Raw genomic sequence first — 18,640 nt, 5'->3', positions numbered from 1 at the left:
TCACCCGGGCGCTCACCCGGCCTGGTGACCCGATTGAGGGGAGGTGGCAACGCCCGATGATCGCTGGGACACCGGTACTCGATCTCGATGACGTCGCCTCGCTGGAGGCCGCCGACTCCGGAGGAGCCTTGCGGTCGGCCGCGTCGGCGGGCGCCCAGGTGCGCGCCACCGCCGCGGCCGTCGACGAGGATGTGCTCGCCCGGCTGCGCGACATGAGCCCGCGCAGCGTGGTGCTCGTCTCCGGTTCCGGCCGGGCCGACCGCGCCGCCACGCTGCTGATGGCCGCGCTGGGCGACCGCGCCGGACTGCCGATCGTGCCCGCCACCGCCATCCCGCAATGGGTCGGCCCCTTGGACGTGGTGCTGGTGGCCGGTGACGACGCCGGTGACCCGCGGCTGATCGGGGCCGTGGACCGCGCCCTGCGCCGCGGCGCCGAAGTGGTGGTCGCCGCCCCCGACGAGGGTCCGATGCGGGCCGCGGCCGCCGGGCGCGCCGCGCTGCTGCCGCCGCGCGTGCGGGTGCTCGACCACAACCGGCTGCTGCGCTACCTGGCCGTGGGCGTCGCGGTGCTGCACGCCGTGGACCCGAGCCGGGTCGGTCCGCTGGTGCCCAATCTGAACGCGCTCGCCGACGTACTCGACGCCGAGGCGCTGCGCGACGGCCCGCACAACGAGGTCTTCCACAACCCCGCCAAGATGCTCGCCGCCCGCATGCTGGAGCGGCGCATCGTGCTGGCCGGGGACTCCCCCGCCGCGACGCAGGTGGCCGCGCACACCGCGGAGGTGCTGCTGTCGGCGGCCGGGCGGATCGCCGCCGCCACCGGGCTGGCCGACGCCGTGGCCGCCAACGCCCGCATGATCGAGTCGGCCGGCACGGCCGCCCCCGGCTTCGATCCGATGTTCCACGACGAGCAGCTCGACGGCCCCGCCCCGGTGGAGCGGGTACGGATCTTCGTGGTCAGTTCCGACACCGATCAGGTGGCGGCGCGGCGCCGGCTCGCGACGTTCGGCGCGAGCGCGGGCCTGGTCGACGCCGACCTGGTGAACGTGGACGCGGAACTGGCCAGCACCGAGGCCGCCGCACCGCGCGAGCCCGAGGCCGCGGGCCCGCCGCCCGCCGCCGGGCGCGGCACCGAGCTGGAACAGCTTGCGGTACTGGTACTCCGGCTGGAGATGGCGGCCGCCTACCTGCGCCTGCTCGGATCACCGCCCGCCGCTGAGCGCACCGAGCGGTACGACGGGGGACGCTACTAGTGCAAGAACTCGTTGGTGCGTTGCGCTCCTACGCCTGGGGGTCGCGCACCGCACTCGCTCAGCTGTGCGGCCGACCGGTTCCCTCCGCGCATCCGGAGGCGGAACTCTGGTTCGGCGCCCATCCCGCCAACCCCGCCCGGGTGTCGGTCGACGGCCACAAGAAGTCGCTGCTCGAGGTGGTCAGCGCCGACCCGGCGCGCGAACTCGGTTCGGTCGCACCGGCATTCGACGGCCGGTTGCCGTTCCTGGTGAAGATCCTCGCCGCCGAGGAGCCGCTGTCGCTGCAGGCGCACCCCAGCGCCGACCAGGCCCGCGCCGGTTTCGAACGGGAGAACCAGACGCGGGTCCCGCTCGATTCGCCGATGCGCAACTACCGCGACGACAGCCACAAACCCGAACTCGTGGTGGCACTCGAGCGTTTCGAGGCGCTGGCCGGGTTCCGCGACCCGCTGCGCACCGTCGCGCTGTTGCGCGCGCTGGCCATCCCCGACCTGGTCAACTACGCCGAACTGCTCGCGGCACAACCGGATTCGGCCGGGTTGCGGACGCTGTTCACCACCTGGATCACGCTGCCGCAGGCGATGCTGGAGCGGCTGCTGCCGCAGGTGCTCGACGGCTGCGTGCGGTACCTGTCGGAGAAGGGCTCCGCCGACTCGGACGCGTCGCCGAACAAGGAGTTCGCGGCCGAGGCGCGCACCGCGCTGGAGCTGGCCGAGGCGTATCCGGGCGACGCGGGCGTGCTCGCGGCGCTGCTGCTGAATCGGATCACGCTGGAACCGGGCCAGGGCCTGTACCTGGCCGCCGGCAATCTGCACGCCTACCTGCGCGGGATCGGGGTGGAGATCATGGCCAGCTCCGACAACGTGCTGCGCGGCGGGCTCACACCCAAACACGTCGACGTGCCGGAGCTGCTGCGGGTGCTCGACTTCGAGCCGCTGGACGTGCCGATCGTGGAACCGGAGCCGCTCGGCGATCCGGACGCGGCGTCGCCCGCGTTCCGATACCGCACGCCCGCCGCCGAATTCGCGCTGTGCCGATTCGAATTGGGCGCGGGGGCGGAGCCGATACCGGTGCCGCGCACCGGACCGGGCATCATATTGTGCACGGCCGGCACCGTGCGGCTGTGGCAGGGCGCGGACGAACTGCGGATCACGCCCGGCGGCGCGGCCTGGATCTCGGCCGCGGACAGCCACATTCGCGCGCAGGCGGTCGACGGTCCGGCACAGCTGTTCTGCGCCTGCGTCGGCGGCGAGTGAACGGTCCGGCCGCCAGGTAAGTTGTTCGGACGAATCGGACACGACGAAAGGACCGTGCTGCACCATGTCTGCCGGTGGTGGGAAGAAGGCGATCCTCGCGGCGCTGAGCGCGAATCTCGGCATCGCGATCGCGAAATTCGTCGGCGCGGCGATCACGGGCTCGGGCTCGATGCTCGCCGAGGGCGTGCACTCGGTGGCCGACACCGGCAACCAGGGACTGCTGCTGCTGGGACAGAAGCGGGCCGAGCAGGAGGCCGACGCGCTGCACCCGTTCGGGTACGGGCGCAACCGCTACTTCTACTCGTTCGTCGTGGCGCTGGTGCTGTTCTCGCTCGGCTCGATGTTCTCGATCTACGAGGGCATCCACAAGATTCAGCATCCCGAGGAGCTGACCTCGCCGCTGGTGGCGGTCACCATCCTGGTCATCGCGATCGGGTTGGAGGGCTTCAGTTTCGTCACGGCCATGCGTGAGTCGGCGCCGTTGCGCGGCAACTCGAGCTGGTGGCGGTTCATCCGCAACTCGCGCAATCCGGAGCTGCCGGTGGTGCTGCTCGAGGACACCGGCGCGCTGGTCGGCCTGGCCTTCGCGCTGGCGGCGGTGCTGCTGACCATGGTGACCGGCGATCCGGTCTGGGACGGCATCGGCACCCTCGGGATCGGCGCGCTGCTGGGCGTCATCGCGATCGTGCTGATCGTGGAGATGAAGAGCCTGCTGGTCGGCGAGGGCGCCACCCCGGACCAGGACCGCAAGATCCGCGAGAACCTGGTCGACGGCGAGCGCATCGATCGCGTCATCCACCTCCGCACCGAATACCTGGGCCCCGACGAACTCCTGGTGGCCACGAAGGTGTCGATCGTCCCCGGCCTCGAGATCGCCGACATCGCCAAGGCCATCGACGACGCCGAGGCCCGCGTCCGCGCCGCGGTCCCCATCGCCCGCGTCATGTACATCGAGCCGGATCTCTATCGCACCCAACCCGCCTGAGGTCAGTCGGGTGGTGTGGCCGCGGCGGTTCGCAAAAGCGCGAGGGGGTCGGTGGTGATGCCGAAGCGGTCGCGGAGGGCGTGGGTCACGGCGTGCAGGCCGCACATGCCGTGGACGCCGGGGCCGGGCGGGGTGGCGGAGGAGCAGAAGTAGACGCCTTCGAGGGGTGTGCCGTACGGGTTCCAGCGGGGGGTGGGGCGGAACACGGTCTGGCGCAGATCCATTGCGCCGGCGGCGATGTCGCCGCCGACGTAGTTGGCGTTGTAGGCGGGCATCGCCGCGGCGGGGCGCACGTGCTGGGCCAGGATCAGGTCGCGGAAGCCCGGCGCGAAGCGCTCGACCTGGGTGATGATCTGTTCGCTCACGTCGCGGGTGGAACCGTTCGGCACGTGGGCGTAGGTGTAGAAGGTGTGGCCGCCCGCCGGGGCCCGCGAGGAGTCCACCACGCCGGGCTGGATGGCGAGTACGAACGGGCGCTCGGCGTGTTCGCCCGCGGCGACGGCCTTCTCGGCCGCGACGGACTCCGCGCGCGTGCCGGCCAGGTGCAGCGTGCCCGCCCGGTCGCAGCCCTCGGCCTGCCACGGCACGGGACCGGACAGCGCGAAGTCGACCTTGCAGGCCGCGCCGCCGTAGCGGAATTTCCGCAGCCGCCGCGCGTAGCGGGACGGCAGCCGATCCTCGGCCAGGCGCAGTAGTTCGGTGGGGGCGGTGTCGAGCAGAATCGCTCGGGCACCGTCGAATTCGGCCAGCGAGTCCACCCGGTGCCCGGTGACGAGGCGGCCGCCGTGCCGCTCGATATCCGCGGCCAGCGCGTCGACGATGGCCTGGCTGCCGCCGCGCGGGACCGGCCACCCGCTGCCCGCGTGGGCCAGGCTCGCCAGCAGCAGTGCCACACCCGTGGCCGAGAAGGCCCGCGGCGGGATGATGGCGTGCGCGCTCACGCCGGTGAACAGGGCCGGGGCGGGGTCCTCGTGAAAACGCAGATTCCACAGCGGCGTGCCCTGTTCGAGCAGGCGCCGCGCGAAGCGCACACCGGTGACCACGTCCAGTGGCGGGTGCCGCAGATCCGACATGGCCAGGCCCACCAGGCTGTCCCAGTGCGCCACCAGCGGGCCGAACAGCCGCCGCCACGCCGCGCCGTCGCGGCCCAGGCCCGCGACCGTGCGATCCAGCTCCCGCCACGCCACACCCGCGACTCCCCCGTCCAGCGGGTGCGCGAACGACGCCTCCGGCGTCAGCAGTTCGACGCCGTGTGCCGCCAGGTCGAACGCGCGCAGGAACGGCGACGCCCAGGCCAGGGGGTGCGCGCCCGCGCAGACATCGTGCCGATAGCCGGGCAGGGTGAGTTCGGCCGTGCGGCAGCCGCCGCCGAGCGTGTCGCCCGCCTCGTGCACCTCCACCGCGAGCCCGGCGCGGGCCAGAACCACCGCGGCGGCAAGCCCGTTGGGCCCCGACCCGATCACAACCGCATCCGCCATGATCACCACTGTAGGCGGCGGCTACGACGCGCCGCGGCGCGCGCGGGCGGCGTCAGCCGCGAGTCCAGTGCCGCACGAGAATGGCCAGGCGCTCGTCGCGAAAGTCCGGGCGCAGGCGGCCGTCCCGCTCCAGGGTGGCCAGGCCGTGCAGGGCGCTCCAGGCGACCTCGGTGAAGGTCTCCACGTCGTCGTCGCCGGCGAAGGGCCCGAAGACCGCGGCCAGTTCGCCGAAGGCGTCGCGCAGCGCCTGCGGCGCCTCCGGGCCGAACTTCAGGTCCACGTCGAGGCCGAAGATCGCGAGGTACAGCGCGGGCTTGTCGCGGGCGAAGTCCAGGTAGCCCCGGGCCACCGCCGTCAACGCCTGCTCCGGGGTCGACGCGGCCGTGCGCAGCCGCCGGAACTCGACCGCCAGTTCGGCGATGCCCTGCTCGGCGACCGCGGCCACGATCGCGTCCTTGCCCGCGAAGTGGCTGTAGAGCACCGGCTGGCTGTACTCGATCGCGTCGGCCAGGCGGCGCACGGTGACCGCGTCCCAGCCCTGGGCCTCGGCGATCTCGCGCGCGGTGTCGATGATCAGGCGATGCCGCTCCGCGCGTTGGCGCTCTTTTCGTGTCTGCGTGCCCATCGGCCAAATTCTAGCACCGCTAGACAAGATAGCCGCGCACAATTCGGTGCGACGGTCCGGGCTCAGACGTCGGTGGAGAAGCGGATGCCGCCGTCCGGCAGTTCCACGCCCGGCCAGATGCGCGCACCGCGCAGCAGTTCGCACCGCGCGCCGACGCTCGCGCCGTCACCGATCACGGCGTCGCGGACCAGCGCCCGCGGGCCGATCCGGGCGCCGAACCCGATGATCGAACGCTCCACGGTCGCACCGGCTTCCACGCGCGCGCCGTCGAACAGCACCGCGCCGTCCAGCCGGGCGCCCGCGCCCACCTCGGCCCCGCGACCGACCACCGTGCCGCCGATCAGCACCGCCCCGGGCGCGACGCCAGCGCCGTTGTGCACCAGCGACTCACCGCGCTGGCCGGGCAGCGCCGGCGAGGGCGCGATGCCGCGCACCAGGTCCGCCGAGCCGCGCACGAAGTCCTCCGGGGTGCCCATGTCGCGCCAATACGAGACGTCGACGTGCCCCTGGATGTGCGCGCCCTCGGCCAGCAGCGACGGGAACACCTCCCGCTCCACCGACACCGGGCGGCCGGACGGGATCTTCTCGATGTACTCGCGCCGGAACACGTAGCACCCGGCGTTGATCTGGTCGGTCGGCGGATCCTGGGTCTTCTCCAGGAAGGCCGTCACGCGGCCGCTCTCGTCGGTCGGCACGCAGCCGAACGCGCGCGGATCGCTCACCCGGACCAGATGCAGCGTCACGTCGGCGTTGCTGGAGACGTGCGTGTCCAGCACCGCGCCCAGATCCGCGCCGCCGAGCACGTCGCCGTTGAACACCAGCACGGTGTCGGCGCGCAGCTTGGGCAGCACGTTGCGGATGCCGCCGCCGGTGCCCAGCGGCTCGGTCTCGGTGACGTACTCGAGGTCCAGGCCCAGCTCGGCCCCGTCGCCGAAGTGCTCCTCGAACACCTCGGCCTTGAACGAGGTGCCGAGCACGACGTGGGTGATCCCCGCGTCGGCGATGCGGGCGAGCAGGTGGTGCAGGAACGGCAGGCCGGCCACCGGCAGCATCGGCTTGGGCGCCGACAGCGTCAGCGGGCGCAGCCGCGTCCCCTGGCCGCCGACCAGGATCACGGCATCGGTGTCCGGCATATGTCTCCCCTGTTCAGGTTCGGTCCACGCGCGGCGTGGTTCGACGATCGTGACGCTCTACTGCTGCGCCGTGCGATCGCGCTCGCGCAGAGCGGATCGAACCGCAAGCCGGCAGCGAATCGCAAGTCCGACGCGCAGCGCCAGCCGCAGCGGCGCCTGCCACCAGTGCGGATGCCGGTCGGCCTGGAAGCGGTACGCCGAGGCGTGGTGCGCGGGCAGCATCGCCTCCGGATTGCGTCCGGCCGCATGGCCCTTGGCGTGCGTGACCTCCGCCGACGGCACGTACACATTGTGCCAGCCGGCCCGGCCCATCCGGTCGCCGAAGTCGACGTCCTCCATGTACATGAAGTAGCGGGAGTCGAAACCGTCGATGCTGTCGAAGGCGGCGCGGCGCACCAGCAGGCAGGAACCCGACAGCCAGCCGACGGTCCGCTCGGAGATCTCCTCGTTCTCTTGGCGGTAGCGGCGGGTCCACGGGTTGCCGGGCCAGATGGTGCCCAGGAGGGCGTGGCCCGCCCCGTCGAGCAGGCCGGGCACCGAGCGCGCCGACGGGTAGAGGCTTCCGTCCGGCTCGCGCACCAGCGGGCCCAGCGCGCCGGCCCGCGGCCAGCGTTCGGCGGCGGCGAGCAGGGTGTCGATGGAGTCGGTGCTCCAGCGGATGTCCGGGTTGGCGATGACGATGAACTCGATGTCCGGGTCGAGTTCGGCGACGGCGCGGTTGATGGCGCCGCCGTAGCCGATGTTGCCGCCCGTGCGCAGCAGCCGGACGTGCTCGTTCGCCTCGGCGGCCAGTTCCGGCGTGCCGTCGGTCGAGCCGTTGTCGGCCAGCACGACCTGCGGTTTCTCACTGGTCGCGGTGGCTAGCGTGCTGATGAAGTGCTCGAGGTGCTCACCGGGCGAGTAGGTCACCGTGACAACGGCCAGGCCCGGCCGTGCGACTGAATCCGAGGCGTTCACGACGATGCAGCCTAGTCGCCGACGCGATTCAGCGCGTCCCCCAGTGCGTCTCGCCAGTTCCGCAGTGGTGCGAGACCCGCGCCGACCCAGGCTCGGTTCGACAGCACCGAATAGGCCGGGCGCCGTACGGGACTGGGGAATTCGGCGCTCGTGCACGGCCGCACCCGCTCGGGATCCGCGCCGACGCCCGCGAAGACCGCCCGCGCCACCTCGTACCAGGTGGCGCGGCCGGCGTTGGTGGCGTGCAGGATCCGCGGCAGCGGGGCGCCCGCGGCCAGCCGGGCGACCAGTTCCAGCAGCCCGGCGGCCAGATCCGGCGCGTAGGTGGGCGAGCCGACCTGGTCGTCGACGACCGAGACGGTGTCGCGCTCGCGTTCCAGCCGCCGCATGGTGGCGACGAAATCACCGTGGTCGCCGGTGTACACCCACGCGGTGCGCACGATGTGCGCGGTCGGCGCGAGCCGCAGCACCTCCTGTTCGCCCGCCAGCTTGGAGCGGCCGTACACGCTGGTCGGGCCGGTCGGGTCGGCGGGCTCGTAGGGCCGGTCCGCCGTGCCGTCGAAGACGTAGTCGGTGGAGACGTGCACCAGGCCCGCGCCGACCGCGCGGCACGCCTCGGCCAGCACGGCCGGTCCGGTCGCGTTGCCCGCGAAGGCGGCGTCGGGGTCGGTTTCGGCGGCGTCCACGGCGGTATACGCGGCGCAGTTCAGCAGCACGTCGCCCGGCCGCAGCACCGCGCGCACCGCGGCGGCGTCGGTGATGTCCACGTCGTCGCGATTCAGAGCGACAGCGGCCGGTTCCCGAGCGAGGACGGCACGGCCGAGTTGCCCGCCCGCACCGGTGACGACCAGGCGCGGGCGGTGGCCGTTGCGCCCTTCGGCCGCAGGGTGTTCCGCCGTGTCGGCGGCCGCCGCGGACCGGGCGGTGTCGTCGGGCCGGGAGGGAGGCGCAGCAGTCACGCGGGCCAGTCTGGCACGCCGCGCCAGCAGCGGTTGAACCGTCGGGGCCGCCGGGTTGGCTAGCCTCGTCGCAGGGGCACGCGGGGCGCGGCTGTCGAGCCGGGAGCGGGGGAAACGTCGAAAGGAATACGAGGTGTCGCAGAGTAGACGTGAATCGGAGCTGTCGCGGCCGCGCAGCGCCGGTTTGCCACCGCTCCGCGGCAGCCGGCCGGCGGCGGCGCCGGGGCCCGGCCGCAACGGGCGGATGCTGGCCGCGGTGGCCGCGGCCGTCGTGTTCATCGTCACCGGATTCGGCTGGCACAGCGTCGACGGGCTGATCTCGGGGATCCAGCGCATCGGCGACCTGGGCCTGGGCGGAGCGCGCGACGGCGCGACCGACATCCTGATGGTCGGCATCGACAGCCGCACCGACGCCCGCGGCAACCCGCTGTCCGACAACGAGCGCGCCATGCTGCACGCCGGCGACGAGGTCGGCACCAACACCGACACCATCGTGCTGGTCCGGGTGCCCAACGACGGCCGCTCCGCCACCGCCGTCTCCATCCCCCGCGACTCCTACGTCGACATTCCGGGCATCGGCATGGGCAAGATCAATTCGGCGTACGGGGTCAGCAAGGAGGCGGCCCGCGAAAAGCTGCTCGCGCAAGGCAAATCGGCCGCCGAGGCGGAGAAGCAGTCCACCCAGACCGGGCGGCAGACGCTGATCAAGACGGTCGCCAATCTCACCGGGATCTCCGTGGACCACTACGCCGAGGTGAGCCTGCTGGGTTTCGTGCTGCTCACCGATGCCGTGGGCGGGGTGGACGTCTGCCTGAACAACGCCGTCGACGAGCCGCTGTCGGGCGCCGAGTTCCCCGCCGGCGATCAACGTCTCAGCGGGCCGCAGGCACTGAGTTTCGTGCGGCAGCGCCACGACCTGCAGCGCGGCGATCTCGATCGCATCGTGCGCCAGCAGGTTTTCATGGCGGGCCTGGTGCAGCAGACGCTGAGCGCGAAGATGCTCACCAATCCGGGCAAGCTGCAGCAGCTCAGCGACGCGGTCGGACGCACCATCGTGCTCGACCAGGACTGGGACGTGGTGCAATTCCTGCAGCAGCTGAAGGACCTGTCGGGCGGGCAGGTGCGGTTCGAGACCATTCCGGTCAAGGACCTCAACGGCAGCACCGCCGACGGCGAATCGGTGGTGAAGGTGGACACCTCGGCGGTGAAGGCCTACGTCGCAGGCATGGTCGGCGACGAACCGAAGGACGAGGATTCCGGCGCGGTGAGCCCGGCGGAGATCACCGCCGACGTCTACAACGCCAGCGGCACCCCGGGCCTGGCCGGACAGGTGGCGCAGGCGTTGGTGGGCAAGGGTTTCCGCACCGGCACGGTCGACAACTGGATCGGCGGGCCGGTGCCGGCCAGCCGGGTGCTCGCGGCCGACACCTCCGACGCGAAGGCGAAGGCGGTCGCCAAGGCGTTGGGCGGGGTGCCGGTGGTGGCCGAGGCCGGGCTGCCGGAGGGTGCGGTCCGCGTGGTGCTGGCCGGTGACTACTCTGGTCCGGGTTCGTCGGCGGGCAGCCTGTTCGATCTGTCGGGCTCCTCGGAAACGGCGACGCCGGTGCCCCCCGCGCCACCCATCACCGCAGGCCAGAACGGACCGAAATGCGTGAACTGAACCAGACCGTGACCGAGGCGCTGCTCGATCCCCTGCTCGCCCGCGATCCCGCCGGCCCCCGGATCACCTACTACGACGACGCCACCGGCGCCCGCATCGAGCTGTCGGCGCTGACGCTGGCGAACTGGGCGGCCAAGACCGCCAACCTGATTCGCGACGAATTCGGCATCACGCCCGGCGGCCGGGTGGCGGTGCTGCTGCCCGCGCACTGGCAGACCGCGGCGGTGCTGCTGGGTTGCTGGTGGGCGGGCGCCGAGGTGGTGCTGCACGCGGACGACGACGCGGAACTCGCGCTGGTGACCGCGGACCGCCTCGGCGAGGTCGAGCACGTGGCCGAGGTGGCCGCGCTCTCGCTCGACGCGCTGGGCGCGCCGGTGCGCGATCTTCCCGTCGGCGTGACCGACTTCGCGACCTCGGTCCGCACGCACGGCGACCAGTTCCTGCCGGGCGGCGTGGGTGTCGCGCTGGACGGGCAGCCGGTCGCAGACGTCCTCGCCGCGGCCCGCAAATCGGCTGCCCAGCAGGGCTTTTCGGCGGAGGATCGGGTGCTGTCCGACACGCCGTGGGATACGCCCGCCGAGCTCGTGGACGGCCTGCTCGCCGTGTACATCGCGGGCGCGTCGCTGGTGCAGGTGGTCAACCCCGACCCGGCCAAGCGCGAGGACCGCATCCGCGCCGAACGCGTCACTGCCACCCGCTCCTGACCCCGCCGGTCGGAGCGTCATGTCCTACCGGGGTAGGTCGGGTGGCTCCGACCGCGGGCCGTTTCCCGGCGTGCGGTGTTTCCGTACGGTTGGAGCAGGACCTGACGACGAACGGGGAAGGCAATGAAGCCTCGGTACTGGTTTCGATGGCTGGTGGTGCAGGGCGCGCCGCGACTGGCGCTGAAGACCTACTCCCGGCGCGGCGAGGTGCTGGCGCGGCTGATGTCCGCGCCGGACGCCGTGCACGATCCGATACCGCTGCTCGAGTCGCTGCGCGCCCAGGGCCGGCTCGTGCGCACCCCGCTGGGCTGGGCCACCGCCGACCACGAACTGTGCCGGACGGTGCTGCGCGACAACACCTTCGGCGTGGCCGCCGCCGAGGGCTTCGTGCCCAAGCCGCTGCGCCGGCTGATGGAGCTGGCGGAGTTGCCGCCCAATCCCGTCAGCCCGCCCTCCATGCTGGTGATCGACCCGCCCGACCACACTCGCATGCGCAAACCGGTGGCGTCGGCGTTCACACCACGTGCCATCGGCCGCCTGCGCGAGCGCGTGGAGTCGGTGACGGCGGAGCTGCTGGACGCGCTGCCCTCCGACGGGTCGGCCGATCTGGTGGCCGCCTACGCCTCGCAGGTGCCGATCGCGATCATCTCCGAAATGCTCGGTTTCCCCGACCGCGAGCGTGAGCGCTTCCTCGCCTGGGGCGATGCCGCCTCGCCCCTGCTGGACATCGGCACCAGCTGGCGCACCACCCGCACGGCCTCGGCCGCGCTGCTCGAGATGGACCGCTACCTCGACGAGCACATCGCCCGCCTGCGCCGCGAGCCGGGCGAGGACATCCTCTCCGGTCTGGTCACGGCGGGCGAGCTGGACGACCGAGAGCTGAAGGCGTCGGCCACGCTGCTGATGGGCGCGGGTTTCGAGACGACCGTGAATCTCATCAGCAACGGCGTCGTCCAGTTGCTCGCCCATCCCGAGCAGCTGGCCCGGCTGCGCGCCGAGCCGGACCTGTGGCCCAACGCCGTCGAGGAGATCCTGCGTTTCGACGCCCCGGTGCAGAGCACCGCCCGGATCGCCGGTCGCGATGTCGAACTCGCGGGCACACCCGTGCGGGCGGGCAGCACCGTCGTGCTGCTGCTCGCGGGCGCCAACCGCGACCCGGCGGTCTTCACCGATCCGGACCGCTTCGATATCGGCCGCGCCAACGCCAAGGACCATCTGACCTTCTCCTCCGGCATCCACGTCTGCCTGGGCGCCAGCCTGGCGCGGATGGAGGGAACCCACGCGCTGCGCTCGCTGTTCGAACGCTTCCCGCACCTACAGCTGGCGGGCGAGCCGCAGCGCCGCCCGCTGTTCACCCTGCACGGCTACAGCCACCTACCGGTATTACTGGGCCACCGCGCGAAGCACCCGGCACCCGTCTGAGCCGAGCCGCCGGGCTCACCACCGCCGCTGACCCGGTGCGACTCGCTACCGCAGCGGCGCAGCCGGTGCGTGCTGCCGCCGGGCGCAGCGCCGCGGTTACGTGGTGATGGTGGTCAGCTGAAGCCGACGACTCGGTCGCCCCAGGCGGTGTGCAGGTCGTGGTCCGGGTCGTCGACGACTCGGTCGGCGGCGTCGATGAGCAAGGTGGTGCGGGTGGATTCGCGGTAGGGCGGCCAATGCTTGGAGCCGTCCAGCGCGGCGGGCACCCCGTGCTCGGCGAAGGCCAGCCAGCGCCGCATCATCCGGCCCGACACCTCCGTGGCGACCTTGCGCCCGCCGAGCCAGAACGTCGGATCGTGGTTCAAGGTGCCGAAATTGCCGAAGACGTACGGCAATTCGGTCGCGTGCCCGGCGCCGACGCGGGCCGCCTTCAGCATCGGGGTGGCCTGGTCGAAGCGGTACATCCAGGTGCGAGTGTGCCGCGAGTGCGCGTCGGCGACCCAGTGCGCCGGCATCCGGAACGCGGCGTCGGTGGACATCGCCAGGGCGCCGCGGGTCTTGGTCAGGTCGGGGTAGGCGGAGGTGATCTCGGCGATGCGCTCGGCCGGCAGCTCGGGGTGGTCGGAGGCCACGGCGTTCAGCATGGCGTTCACCGCGTCCGGCGTGACCGGCATGATCGGCGAGCGGAACAGCCGGAACAGCGACGACTCCTCCTTGTTGGTGCCGATGATCAGCGGCACCCGGTGCGAGCGCCCCTCCTGGAAGCGGTCGGTCGGATAGCCGGGTAATAGGTCCCCGTCCACCACGGGCGCGGCGGCCAATCGACCCGGCGACTGCAACGGCACCTCGTCGAGCAGAATGCCCGCGGCGTCGACGATCCGCTCGATCGGCATCTCCGACAACTCGTTCGCCCGCTCGGGCGGTAATTCCAGCAGCTCCAAAAAGCGCCGTGCCACGACCGCGGCCCGCTCCGGGCCGAAAACCGTAGTGGCGGGCGGGCTCTGGGCGATCGCGCGATGAAACAGCCCCGCGGCGGGCGGGGCGGTGAGTAGCGCGGTCACGCAGCCCGCGCCGGAGGATTCGCCGAAGACGGTGACATTGCCCGGGTCGCCACCGAAGGCGGCGATATTGTCGCGCACCCATTCCAGGGCGGCGATCTGGTCGTGCAGGCCGAGATTGGGCACGAAGCCGTCACCGAGGGAGGACAGGTCGAGGAAGCCGAGCGCGCCCAGCCGGTAGTTGACCCCGACGACCACGACGCCGCCGGCCTCCACCAGGTTGCGGCCGTCGTAGATGCGCTGCGCCGCGGTCCCCAGGCAGTACGCGCCGCCGTGCAGCCACACCAGCACCGGGCGCGGCTCGTCGAAGGTGTCGGCCGGGGCCCAGACGTTCACCCACAGGCAGTCCTCGCCCATGCGCAGGCCGGAGTCCACCGGAACCATGGCCCCCATGGACTGCGGGGCGATCTCGCCGAACGCGGTGCACTCGCGCACCCCGTCCCACGGCCGCGGCGGCTCGGGGCGGCGGAACCGCTGCGGACCGGCCGGCGCGGCGGCATACGGAATGCTGCGCCAGACGTGCACCGAGCCCTCCCGCAGACCGCGCACATCACCCGCCTGCGTCCGGGCGACGGGGCCGGAGCCCGGCTCGATCACGCTCGGTGCCGGCTCGAAGAATTGAGTGCTCATCTCGCACCTCCTCGTACTCCCTTGTATCGAGAGTACGTCGGAGATCATTTCCCAAACCGCGAACGGCCGGTGACACTCTCAGGCGCGGTCGACGTGCCCGAGGTCGCGGCCGGGATCGATGCGGTCGCGCACGCGCTGCTTGAGCACCGCGATCTCGGGGAAACCGCCGTCGGCCTTGCGTTCCCAGATCTGTTCGCCGTCGAGCGTGATGCGGAAGACCCCGCCCGCGCCGGGCACGAGCGCGACCTGCGACAGGTCGGTCCCGAAGGTACTCAGCAACTCCTGGGCCATCCAGCCCGCCCGCAACAGCCAGCGGCACTGGGTGCAGTACTCGATCGCGACGTGTGGCATAGCCGAACACTACGGGAGGCGGCGGTGACCATCACGATTCGATATCGCCGTCCACGTAGACCCACGCGCCGTCGACCCGGGTGAATCGGCTGCGCTCGTGCAGCGCCGCCCGCTGCCCGTGCGAGCGGTAGTGCGCCCGGAATTCGACCACGCCGCTGTCGTCGAACGGCCCGCCGCGTTCGGTCCGCTCGATCTCCAGAAACAGCCAACGCTGGTCCGGATCGAGGGTCAGGTGGCGCGGCCGGGTACGCGGATGCCACGAGCGCCGCAGATAGTCGAGGTCGCCGACGGCGAAGGCGGTGTAGCGCGACCGCATCAGCGCCTCCGCCGTGGGCGCGGGGCTGGTGCCGTCCAGACGCGGGCCGCAGCACCGCTCGAAGGTCTCGCCGCTGCGGCACGGGCACGGCGCGGAACCGGTGGGGCTCTCGGGCATTCGTCGATTATCCGCAGCGGGGTGAACCGTGTGCGGCGTGCCCGCTCGTCAAGACTCGCGCGGCCGATCGCGGGCCTGTTCCGAGGTGCTTTCCAGCTGCGCCAATTCCTCGGCGAGGCGGATGGTTTCGTCGTACCACCCGCGCAGTTCCACGACTGTCGGCGCCAGCTCGTAGTCCTGGTGATGCCCGGCCCGCGACAGCGCCGCCCACAACGTGGCGATGCGGCCGGCCGTCTCGGTCCCGGCGTACGGCGCCAGCGCCAGCAGCTGCGCCCGCATGCTGCAGCGCGCCACCGGCGGCGCCACCCGCGACCACAGCTGGTCCATCGACTGCTCCAGCACGATGCGCAGGATCCACACGGTGGCCCGCGACCACAGCCCGCCGGCGTCGGTGACCGAGCCGCGCAGCAGTTCGTCGGCGGCGGCCAGCCGCTGCGCGACGGTCGGTGTCACGGGTTCAGCCACTTGACGAATTTCCTGGTCCCGGAGATCAATTCGCCGCCGTTGCGATCGATGCGGATGTGCGCGCCCGCGGCCGCGTCGCGCACCACCGCCCGCGCCCAGGGCGCGTCGCGATCCAGCTGGGCGTTCAGGTCGTCCACGCGGTCCGGGTCGCCGAAGACGGCCAGCGACACCTTCTCCCAGGTGGTCCGGGCGGCGTCCACGCGGCGCTGCACCTCCCGGTGGTCGACGCCCGCGCCGAGCAGGCTGCGCCGCGCGCGGGCCAGCGCCGCCGCCTCGATCGCCGAGCGGCAGCACGTGATCACCAGCTCGGCGGCGATGGCGCGCGGCAGCTGCTTGGTGCGCAGCAGGGCGTTGGCATCGCTGAGGTAGCGACGCACCGGATCCTCGGCGACCCGCAACTCGACCGTCGACCGCTCGCGCCGCTGCACGTCGAGCACCGTGGCGTCCAGGCGCAGCCGCCGCACCGCCTCGGCCAGCCGCTCGTCGTGGGTGAAGACCACCACCTGCCGCCCGCTGCGGGCGGCGGCGGAGAGCACCCGCGCCAGGCCGTCGACCTTCGCCGGATCCATGGCCTGCACGGGATCGTCGATCACGACGAAGCCGAACGGGCTCTCCGGCACGGTGGCGCGCGGGAGGAACAGCGCGAGGCCGAGCGCGTGCAACTCGCCCTGGCTCATCACGCCGAGCGCGGTGCCGCCGGTGTCGTCGACCGTGACGTCCAGCAGGACCTTGCGGGTCGCACCGGCGTTGCCCTGCAGGCGAATCGCGCCGAGGTCCACATTGCTCTGCTGGCGCAGGCCCCGCCAGATCCGGCGGGCGTGATCGGCCAGGGGCGCCATGCGTTCGTCGCGCAGGCCCGCCGCGGCCGATTTCAGCCAGTCCTCGGCGCGGCGCACGGTGCGCAGCTCGGGGTCGGCGGCGGCCACCAGCTTCGCGCCCTGCAGCCAGGCGGCGATGCGCGGCACCAGCGGCGTCCACACCGCGTCGAGCCGGTCGAGTTCCTTGCGCGCCGAGCGGCGCAGCGTCTCCAGTCCGCGCACGGCGTCGGTGTGCGCCACCCGCAGCCGGTCGGCCAGGTCGGTGTCGCGCTCCGCGTCGGCCAGCGCCGCCCACGCCGACCAGGTGCGCCGCGCCGGACCGGTGTCCACGTTCGGCGCCTCCGGCGGTGGCGGATCCAGTTCGGCCGGAACGGGTTTCACCAGCTGCCGGGCCCGCTGCACGGCCTGGTCCAGCGCGACGCGGGCGGCGGTGAGCGCGGCGGCCCGGTCGGTCAGGCGGGCGATCTGCGCGTCGGTCTCGCGCTGCCAGGCCTGGTCGAGGGTGCCGCGGCCGCAGACCGGGCAGGCGCAGTCCCCGGCCGCGTCGCTGTGGGTGCGGGCGCGGCGCAGCAGGTCCAGCACGCGCAGCTCGGATTCGGTGTCGCCGGTGGAGCGGGCGGCGAGTTCGGCGACGCAGCGGTCCACCTCGATCGCGGCGGCGTCGACCTCGACCGGCTCGGGCAGGCGCAACCGCAGAATCGCCTGCAGCGCGGCCGCTCCCGTCGGGTCGTGCCGCGCGCCCGCCAGTTCCCGGCCGATGCCCGCCAGGTCCGGCGGGGTCTGTCGGAGCAGCTCGGCGACCCGGGTGGCGCGCTCGTCGGCGACGGTCGACAGCGCCACCAGCAGCGCGTTGCGCTCGTCGCGGGACTGCCGCGCGGCCCGCTCCAGCTCCAGCCGCCGGACCCGGGTGCGTTCCTGGGCCGCGGTGAGATCATCCAGCCCGAGCAGTTGGTGCAGGGCGTCGAACAGGTCGCTGGGACGGCCGTCGACGAGTGCGCCGAGTTCGCTGTAGGACAGGAACGGCCGGTACAGCTCCAGCGCCCGCGCCCAGTCCTCGGCGTGGAATTCGGTGGGCGCGTGGCCTTTTCGCTGCTGGGTCCAGGTGCCGCCGGCCAGGTCGGCGCCGTCGGGCCACTCCCGGGTGATGGTGAGTTCGCCGTCGGAACCGGCGGTGGTCAGCTCCAGATCGACGCGCGAGACGCTGCCGTCGTGCAGGTTCCGCCAGCCTTCGCGCCACACCGCCGAGCGGCCCTCCCAACGGCGGTTGACGCCGGTCAGCGCCAGTTCGGCGGCCTCGGCGAAGCTGGACTTGCCGGATCCGTTGCGGCCCACCACCAGCGTGAGACCGGGGCCCGGCCGCAGTTCCAGCGCGGCCTCCGGACCGATCCCGCGGAAGCCGCGAACCCGGATGGCGCGCAGGAAGATTCCGCTGTGGGCGGGGTCGGACCGGGAGCGATCCGGCTCGGCGCCCAGCGCGTCCAGCACCGTGCGGGCGACTTCGGGCGTGATGGTCGGGTCGGAATCCAGACGGCGCGACACCAACTCCGTCAGGCGCGGCGCGGCATCCTGCGGTCCATCCCCCAATGCCACTCCCTCGACGTTCGACGACCCGCGCCGCGGGCCTCGGCGGAGGCCCGCGGTCGTGCCGAACGCTACCGGATAGCCGTCGAATGCGCGCCTGCGACAGCGCATCCGGCGAACCGGCCCGGCGGGACGCTATGGCCATCGATACGGTTGATCCGCCCGATGTCCACCCCTCGGCCGTCCCGGCCGGGCAGTTCCACGGGTTTCACCCAACGATCGGGTGGCTCGGATCAACCGAACAGATCAGAATGCCAGAGCGCGCCGCGATAAGCAAGGGCACTTAACGCCGCAAAGGCGCTCTGCGGCACGGCAATTGACACCGCTACCGGCGGGCGAACCTACCGGGCCGCGCGGAGCAGGCGTAGTTGGCCGATCTCGGCGGCGTTCTTCATCAGTTCGGCGTTCACCCACGCGACCGTGTGCGCGACGGTCCGGTCGGGCGTGTCGCCCCAGGGGAAGGCGGCGGGTACGTTGAGGTCGGCGTCGGTGTAGGAGTCCAGCACGTGCCGCCACTCGGCGCGCAGACCGGCGAGCCAGTCGACGACGTGCTGCGTGCCGGGCCAGTGCACGTCCTCGCGGTCACGCACCGGGCGGCCGCGGGCATGGTCCAGCGTGACCGTCCACCACCAGCCGATGTGCCAGGTGAGCCAGGCGACGGTGGGCACCGGGATCGGATCGGGTTCGGTGTCTGACCAGTCCGGGATCCACGTGCCGTCCGGGCCGGGGCGTACCGTCCACACCAGTGGCGCCGGTTCCCAGCGGTAGTCGTCGACGGCGAGTGCTTGCAGGTGCAGGTCGAGCAGCGCCCAGGTCATATCGAATTGCCAGCGCAGCAGGTCGCGGCGGGAGACGGACATCGGGCGATGATC

17 protein-coding genes are annotated in these 18,640 nt (G+C 72.5%); 6 read left to right on the top strand and 11 right to left on the bottom strand.

Going from position 1 to position 18,640, the window contains the following annotated elements:
* The first annotated feature begins 56 nt into the window (after positions 1 to 56).
* The 3 genes from IU476_RS24290 to IU476_RS24280 all read left to right on the top strand — a co-directional run bounded on the left by IU476_RS24290 (position 57) and on the right by IU476_RS24280 (position 3,494).
* Positions 57 to 1,253 carry an amino acid adenylation domain-containing protein gene (locus IU476_RS24290; RefSeq protein WP_195103741.1) on the top strand — a complete coding sequence of 399 codons (1,197 nt, stop codon included), beginning with the start codon at positions 57 to 59 and terminating at the stop codon, positions 1,251 to 1,253.
* Positions 1,253 to 2,509, top strand: coding sequence for a mannose-6-phosphate isomerase, class I (manA, locus tag IU476_RS24285; RefSeq protein ID WP_195103740.1), 1,257 nt, complete (start codon positions 1,253 to 1,255; stop codon positions 2,507 to 2,509). Before IU476_RS24290 ends, manA begins: the two co-directional genes overlap by 1 nt.
* Before the next feature lie 64 nt (positions 2,510 to 2,573).
* On the top strand, positions 2,574 to 3,494 hold the full coding sequence (locus IU476_RS24280; RefSeq protein WP_195103739.1) for a cation diffusion facilitator family transporter: 921 nt from the start codon (positions 2,574 to 2,576) through the stop codon (positions 3,492 to 3,494).
* A 2-nt stretch (positions 3,495 to 3,496) separates the two neighbouring features.
* Here the strand turns inward: IU476_RS24280 and IU476_RS24275 are convergent, their stop codons facing one another.
* The 5 genes from IU476_RS24275 to rfbD form a co-directional block, all read right to left on the bottom strand.
* The gene (locus IU476_RS24275; protein ID WP_195103738.1) at positions 3,497 to 4,972 is read right to left on the bottom strand and encodes a phytoene desaturase family protein; all 1,476 of its coding nucleotides are present in this window, start codon (positions 4,970 to 4,972) and stop codon (positions 3,497 to 3,499) included.
* Between the two features lie 52 nt (positions 4,973 to 5,024).
* Positions 5,025 to 5,597 (bottom strand): TetR/AcrR family transcriptional regulator, encoded by a 573-nt coding sequence (locus IU476_RS24270; protein WP_195103737.1) that lies wholly within the window; start codon positions 5,595 to 5,597, stop codon positions 5,025 to 5,027.
* 62 nt (positions 5,598 to 5,659) lie between these two features.
* Positions 5,660 to 6,730, bottom strand: a complete 1,071-nt coding sequence (gene manB / locus IU476_RS24265) for a mannose-1-phosphate guanylyltransferase (RefSeq protein ID WP_195103735.1) — start codon at positions 6,728 to 6,730, stop codon at positions 5,660 to 5,662.
* A 57-nt stretch (positions 6,731 to 6,787) separates the two neighbouring features.
* Complete coding sequence (locus IU476_RS24260; RefSeq protein WP_195103733.1) at positions 6,788 to 7,687, bottom strand: glycosyltransferase family 2 protein; 900 nt, start codon at positions 7,685 to 7,687, stop codon at positions 6,788 to 6,790.
* A gap of 11 nt (positions 7,688 to 7,698) precedes the next feature.
* The gene (gene rfbD / locus IU476_RS24255) at positions 7,699 to 8,538 is read right to left on the bottom strand and encodes a dTDP-4-dehydrorhamnose reductase (protein WP_195103982.1); all 840 of its coding nucleotides are present in this window, start codon (positions 8,536 to 8,538) and stop codon (positions 7,699 to 7,701) included.
* A 352-nt stretch (positions 8,539 to 8,890) separates the two neighbouring features.
* Between rfbD and IU476_RS24250 the strand changes: the two genes are divergently transcribed.
* From IU476_RS24250 to IU476_RS24240, 3 genes are all read left to right on the top strand, one after another.
* Complete coding sequence (locus IU476_RS24250; RefSeq protein WP_195103980.1) at positions 8,891 to 10,306, top strand: LCP family protein; 1,416 nt, start codon at positions 8,891 to 8,893, stop codon at positions 10,304 to 10,306.
* A complete protein-coding gene (locus IU476_RS24245; RefSeq protein ID WP_195103730.1) occupies positions 10,294 to 11,010 on the top strand; it encodes a TIGR03089 family protein in 717 nt (238 codons plus the stop codon). Before IU476_RS24250 ends, IU476_RS24245 begins: the two co-directional genes overlap by 13 nt.
* A 123-nt stretch (positions 11,011 to 11,133) precedes the next feature.
* Positions 11,134 to 12,432, top strand: a complete 1,299-nt coding sequence (locus IU476_RS24240; RefSeq protein ID WP_195103728.1) for a cytochrome P450 — start codon at positions 11,134 to 11,136, stop codon at positions 12,430 to 12,432.
* Between the two features lie 113 nt (positions 12,433 to 12,545).
* On the opposite strand, the gene IU476_RS24235 is transcribed toward IU476_RS24240, so the two are convergent.
* From IU476_RS24235 to IU476_RS24210, 6 genes are all read right to left on the bottom strand, one after another.
* Positions 12,546 to 14,120, bottom strand: a complete 1,575-nt coding sequence (locus tag IU476_RS24235) for a carboxylesterase/lipase family protein (RefSeq protein ID WP_195103726.1) — start codon at positions 14,118 to 14,120, stop codon at positions 12,546 to 12,548.
* Between the two features lie 78 nt (positions 14,121 to 14,198).
* The gene (locus IU476_RS24230; protein WP_195103724.1) at positions 14,199 to 14,471 is read right to left on the bottom strand and encodes an Rdx family protein; all 273 of its coding nucleotides are present in this window, start codon (positions 14,469 to 14,471) and stop codon (positions 14,199 to 14,201) included.
* Positions 14,472 to 14,502: 31 nt separating this feature from the next.
* Positions 14,503 to 14,904, bottom strand: coding sequence for a YchJ family protein (locus IU476_RS24225; protein WP_195103722.1), 402 nt, complete (start codon positions 14,902 to 14,904; stop codon positions 14,503 to 14,505).
* A 48-nt stretch (positions 14,905 to 14,952) separates the two neighbouring features.
* A complete protein-coding gene (locus IU476_RS24220; protein ID WP_195103720.1) occupies positions 14,953 to 15,369 on the bottom strand; it encodes a hypothetical protein in 417 nt (138 codons plus the stop codon).
* Positions 15,354 to 17,777 carry an AAA family ATPase gene (locus IU476_RS24215; RefSeq protein ID WP_324194252.1) on the bottom strand — a complete coding sequence of 808 codons (2,424 nt, stop codon included), beginning with the start codon at positions 17,775 to 17,777 and terminating at the stop codon, positions 15,354 to 15,356. The genes IU476_RS24220 and IU476_RS24215 overlap by 16 nt, the downstream gene beginning before the upstream one ends.
* 332 nt (positions 17,778 to 18,109) lie before the next feature.
* Positions 18,110 to 18,628 (bottom strand): DinB family protein, encoded by a 519-nt coding sequence (locus IU476_RS24210; protein ID WP_195103716.1) that lies wholly within the window; start codon positions 18,626 to 18,628, stop codon positions 18,110 to 18,112.
* Positions 18,629 to 18,640 lie beyond the last annotated feature (12 nt).

Origin of the sequence: Nocardia blacklockiae (genome assembly GCF_015477355.1) — a bacterium.
Taxonomy (GTDB): Bacteria; Actinomycetota; Actinomycetes; order Mycobacteriales; family Mycobacteriaceae; genus Nocardia; species Nocardia blacklockiae.
Note: the sequence above shows the minus strand (reverse complement) of the source record. Positions and strands in the feature narration are given on the sequence as shown.

Excerpts from the sequence above, each read along its gene's own strand:
- IU476_RS24280 (WP_195103739.1), top strand. The coding sequence starts at position 2,574 with ATGTCTGCCGGTGGTGGGAAGAAGGCGATCCTCGCGGCGCTGAGCGCG.
- IU476_RS24270 (WP_195103737.1), bottom strand. The coding sequence starts at position 5,597 with ATGGGCACGCAGACACGAAAAGAGCGCCAACGCGCGGAGCGGCATCGC.
- manB (WP_195103735.1), bottom strand. The coding sequence starts at position 6,730 with ATGCCGGACACCGATGCCGTGATCCTGGTCGGCGGCCAGGGGACGCGG.
- IU476_RS24230 (WP_195103724.1), bottom strand. The coding sequence starts at position 14,471 with ATGCCACACGTCGCGATCGAGTACTGCACCCAGTGCCGCTGGCTGTTG.
- IU476_RS24275 (WP_195103738.1), bottom strand. The coding sequence starts at position 4,972 with ATGGCGGATGCGGTTGTGATCGGGTCGGGGCCCAACGGGCTTGCCGCC.
- IU476_RS24235 (WP_195103726.1), bottom strand. The coding sequence starts at position 14,120 with ATGAGCACTCAATTCTTCGAGCCGGCACCGAGCGTGATCGAGCCGGGC.
- IU476_RS24250 (WP_195103980.1), top strand. The coding sequence starts at position 8,891 with ATGCTGGCCGCGGTGGCCGCGGCCGTCGTGTTCATCGTCACCGGATTC.
- IU476_RS24240 (WP_195103728.1), top strand. The coding sequence starts at position 11,134 with ATGAAGCCTCGGTACTGGTTTCGATGGCTGGTGGTGCAGGGCGCGCCG.
- IU476_RS24210 (WP_195103716.1), bottom strand. The coding sequence starts at position 18,628 with ATGTCCGTCTCCCGCCGCGACCTGCTGCGCTGGCAATTCGATATGACC.
- IU476_RS24225 (WP_195103722.1), bottom strand. The coding sequence starts at position 14,904 with ATGCCCGAGAGCCCCACCGGTTCCGCGCCGTGCCCGTGCCGCAGCGGC.
- IU476_RS24245 (WP_195103730.1), top strand. The coding sequence starts at position 10,294 with ATGCGTGAACTGAACCAGACCGTGACCGAGGCGCTGCTCGATCCCCTG.
- IU476_RS24290 (WP_195103741.1), top strand. The coding sequence starts at position 57 with ATGATCGCTGGGACACCGGTACTCGATCTCGATGACGTCGCCTCGCTG.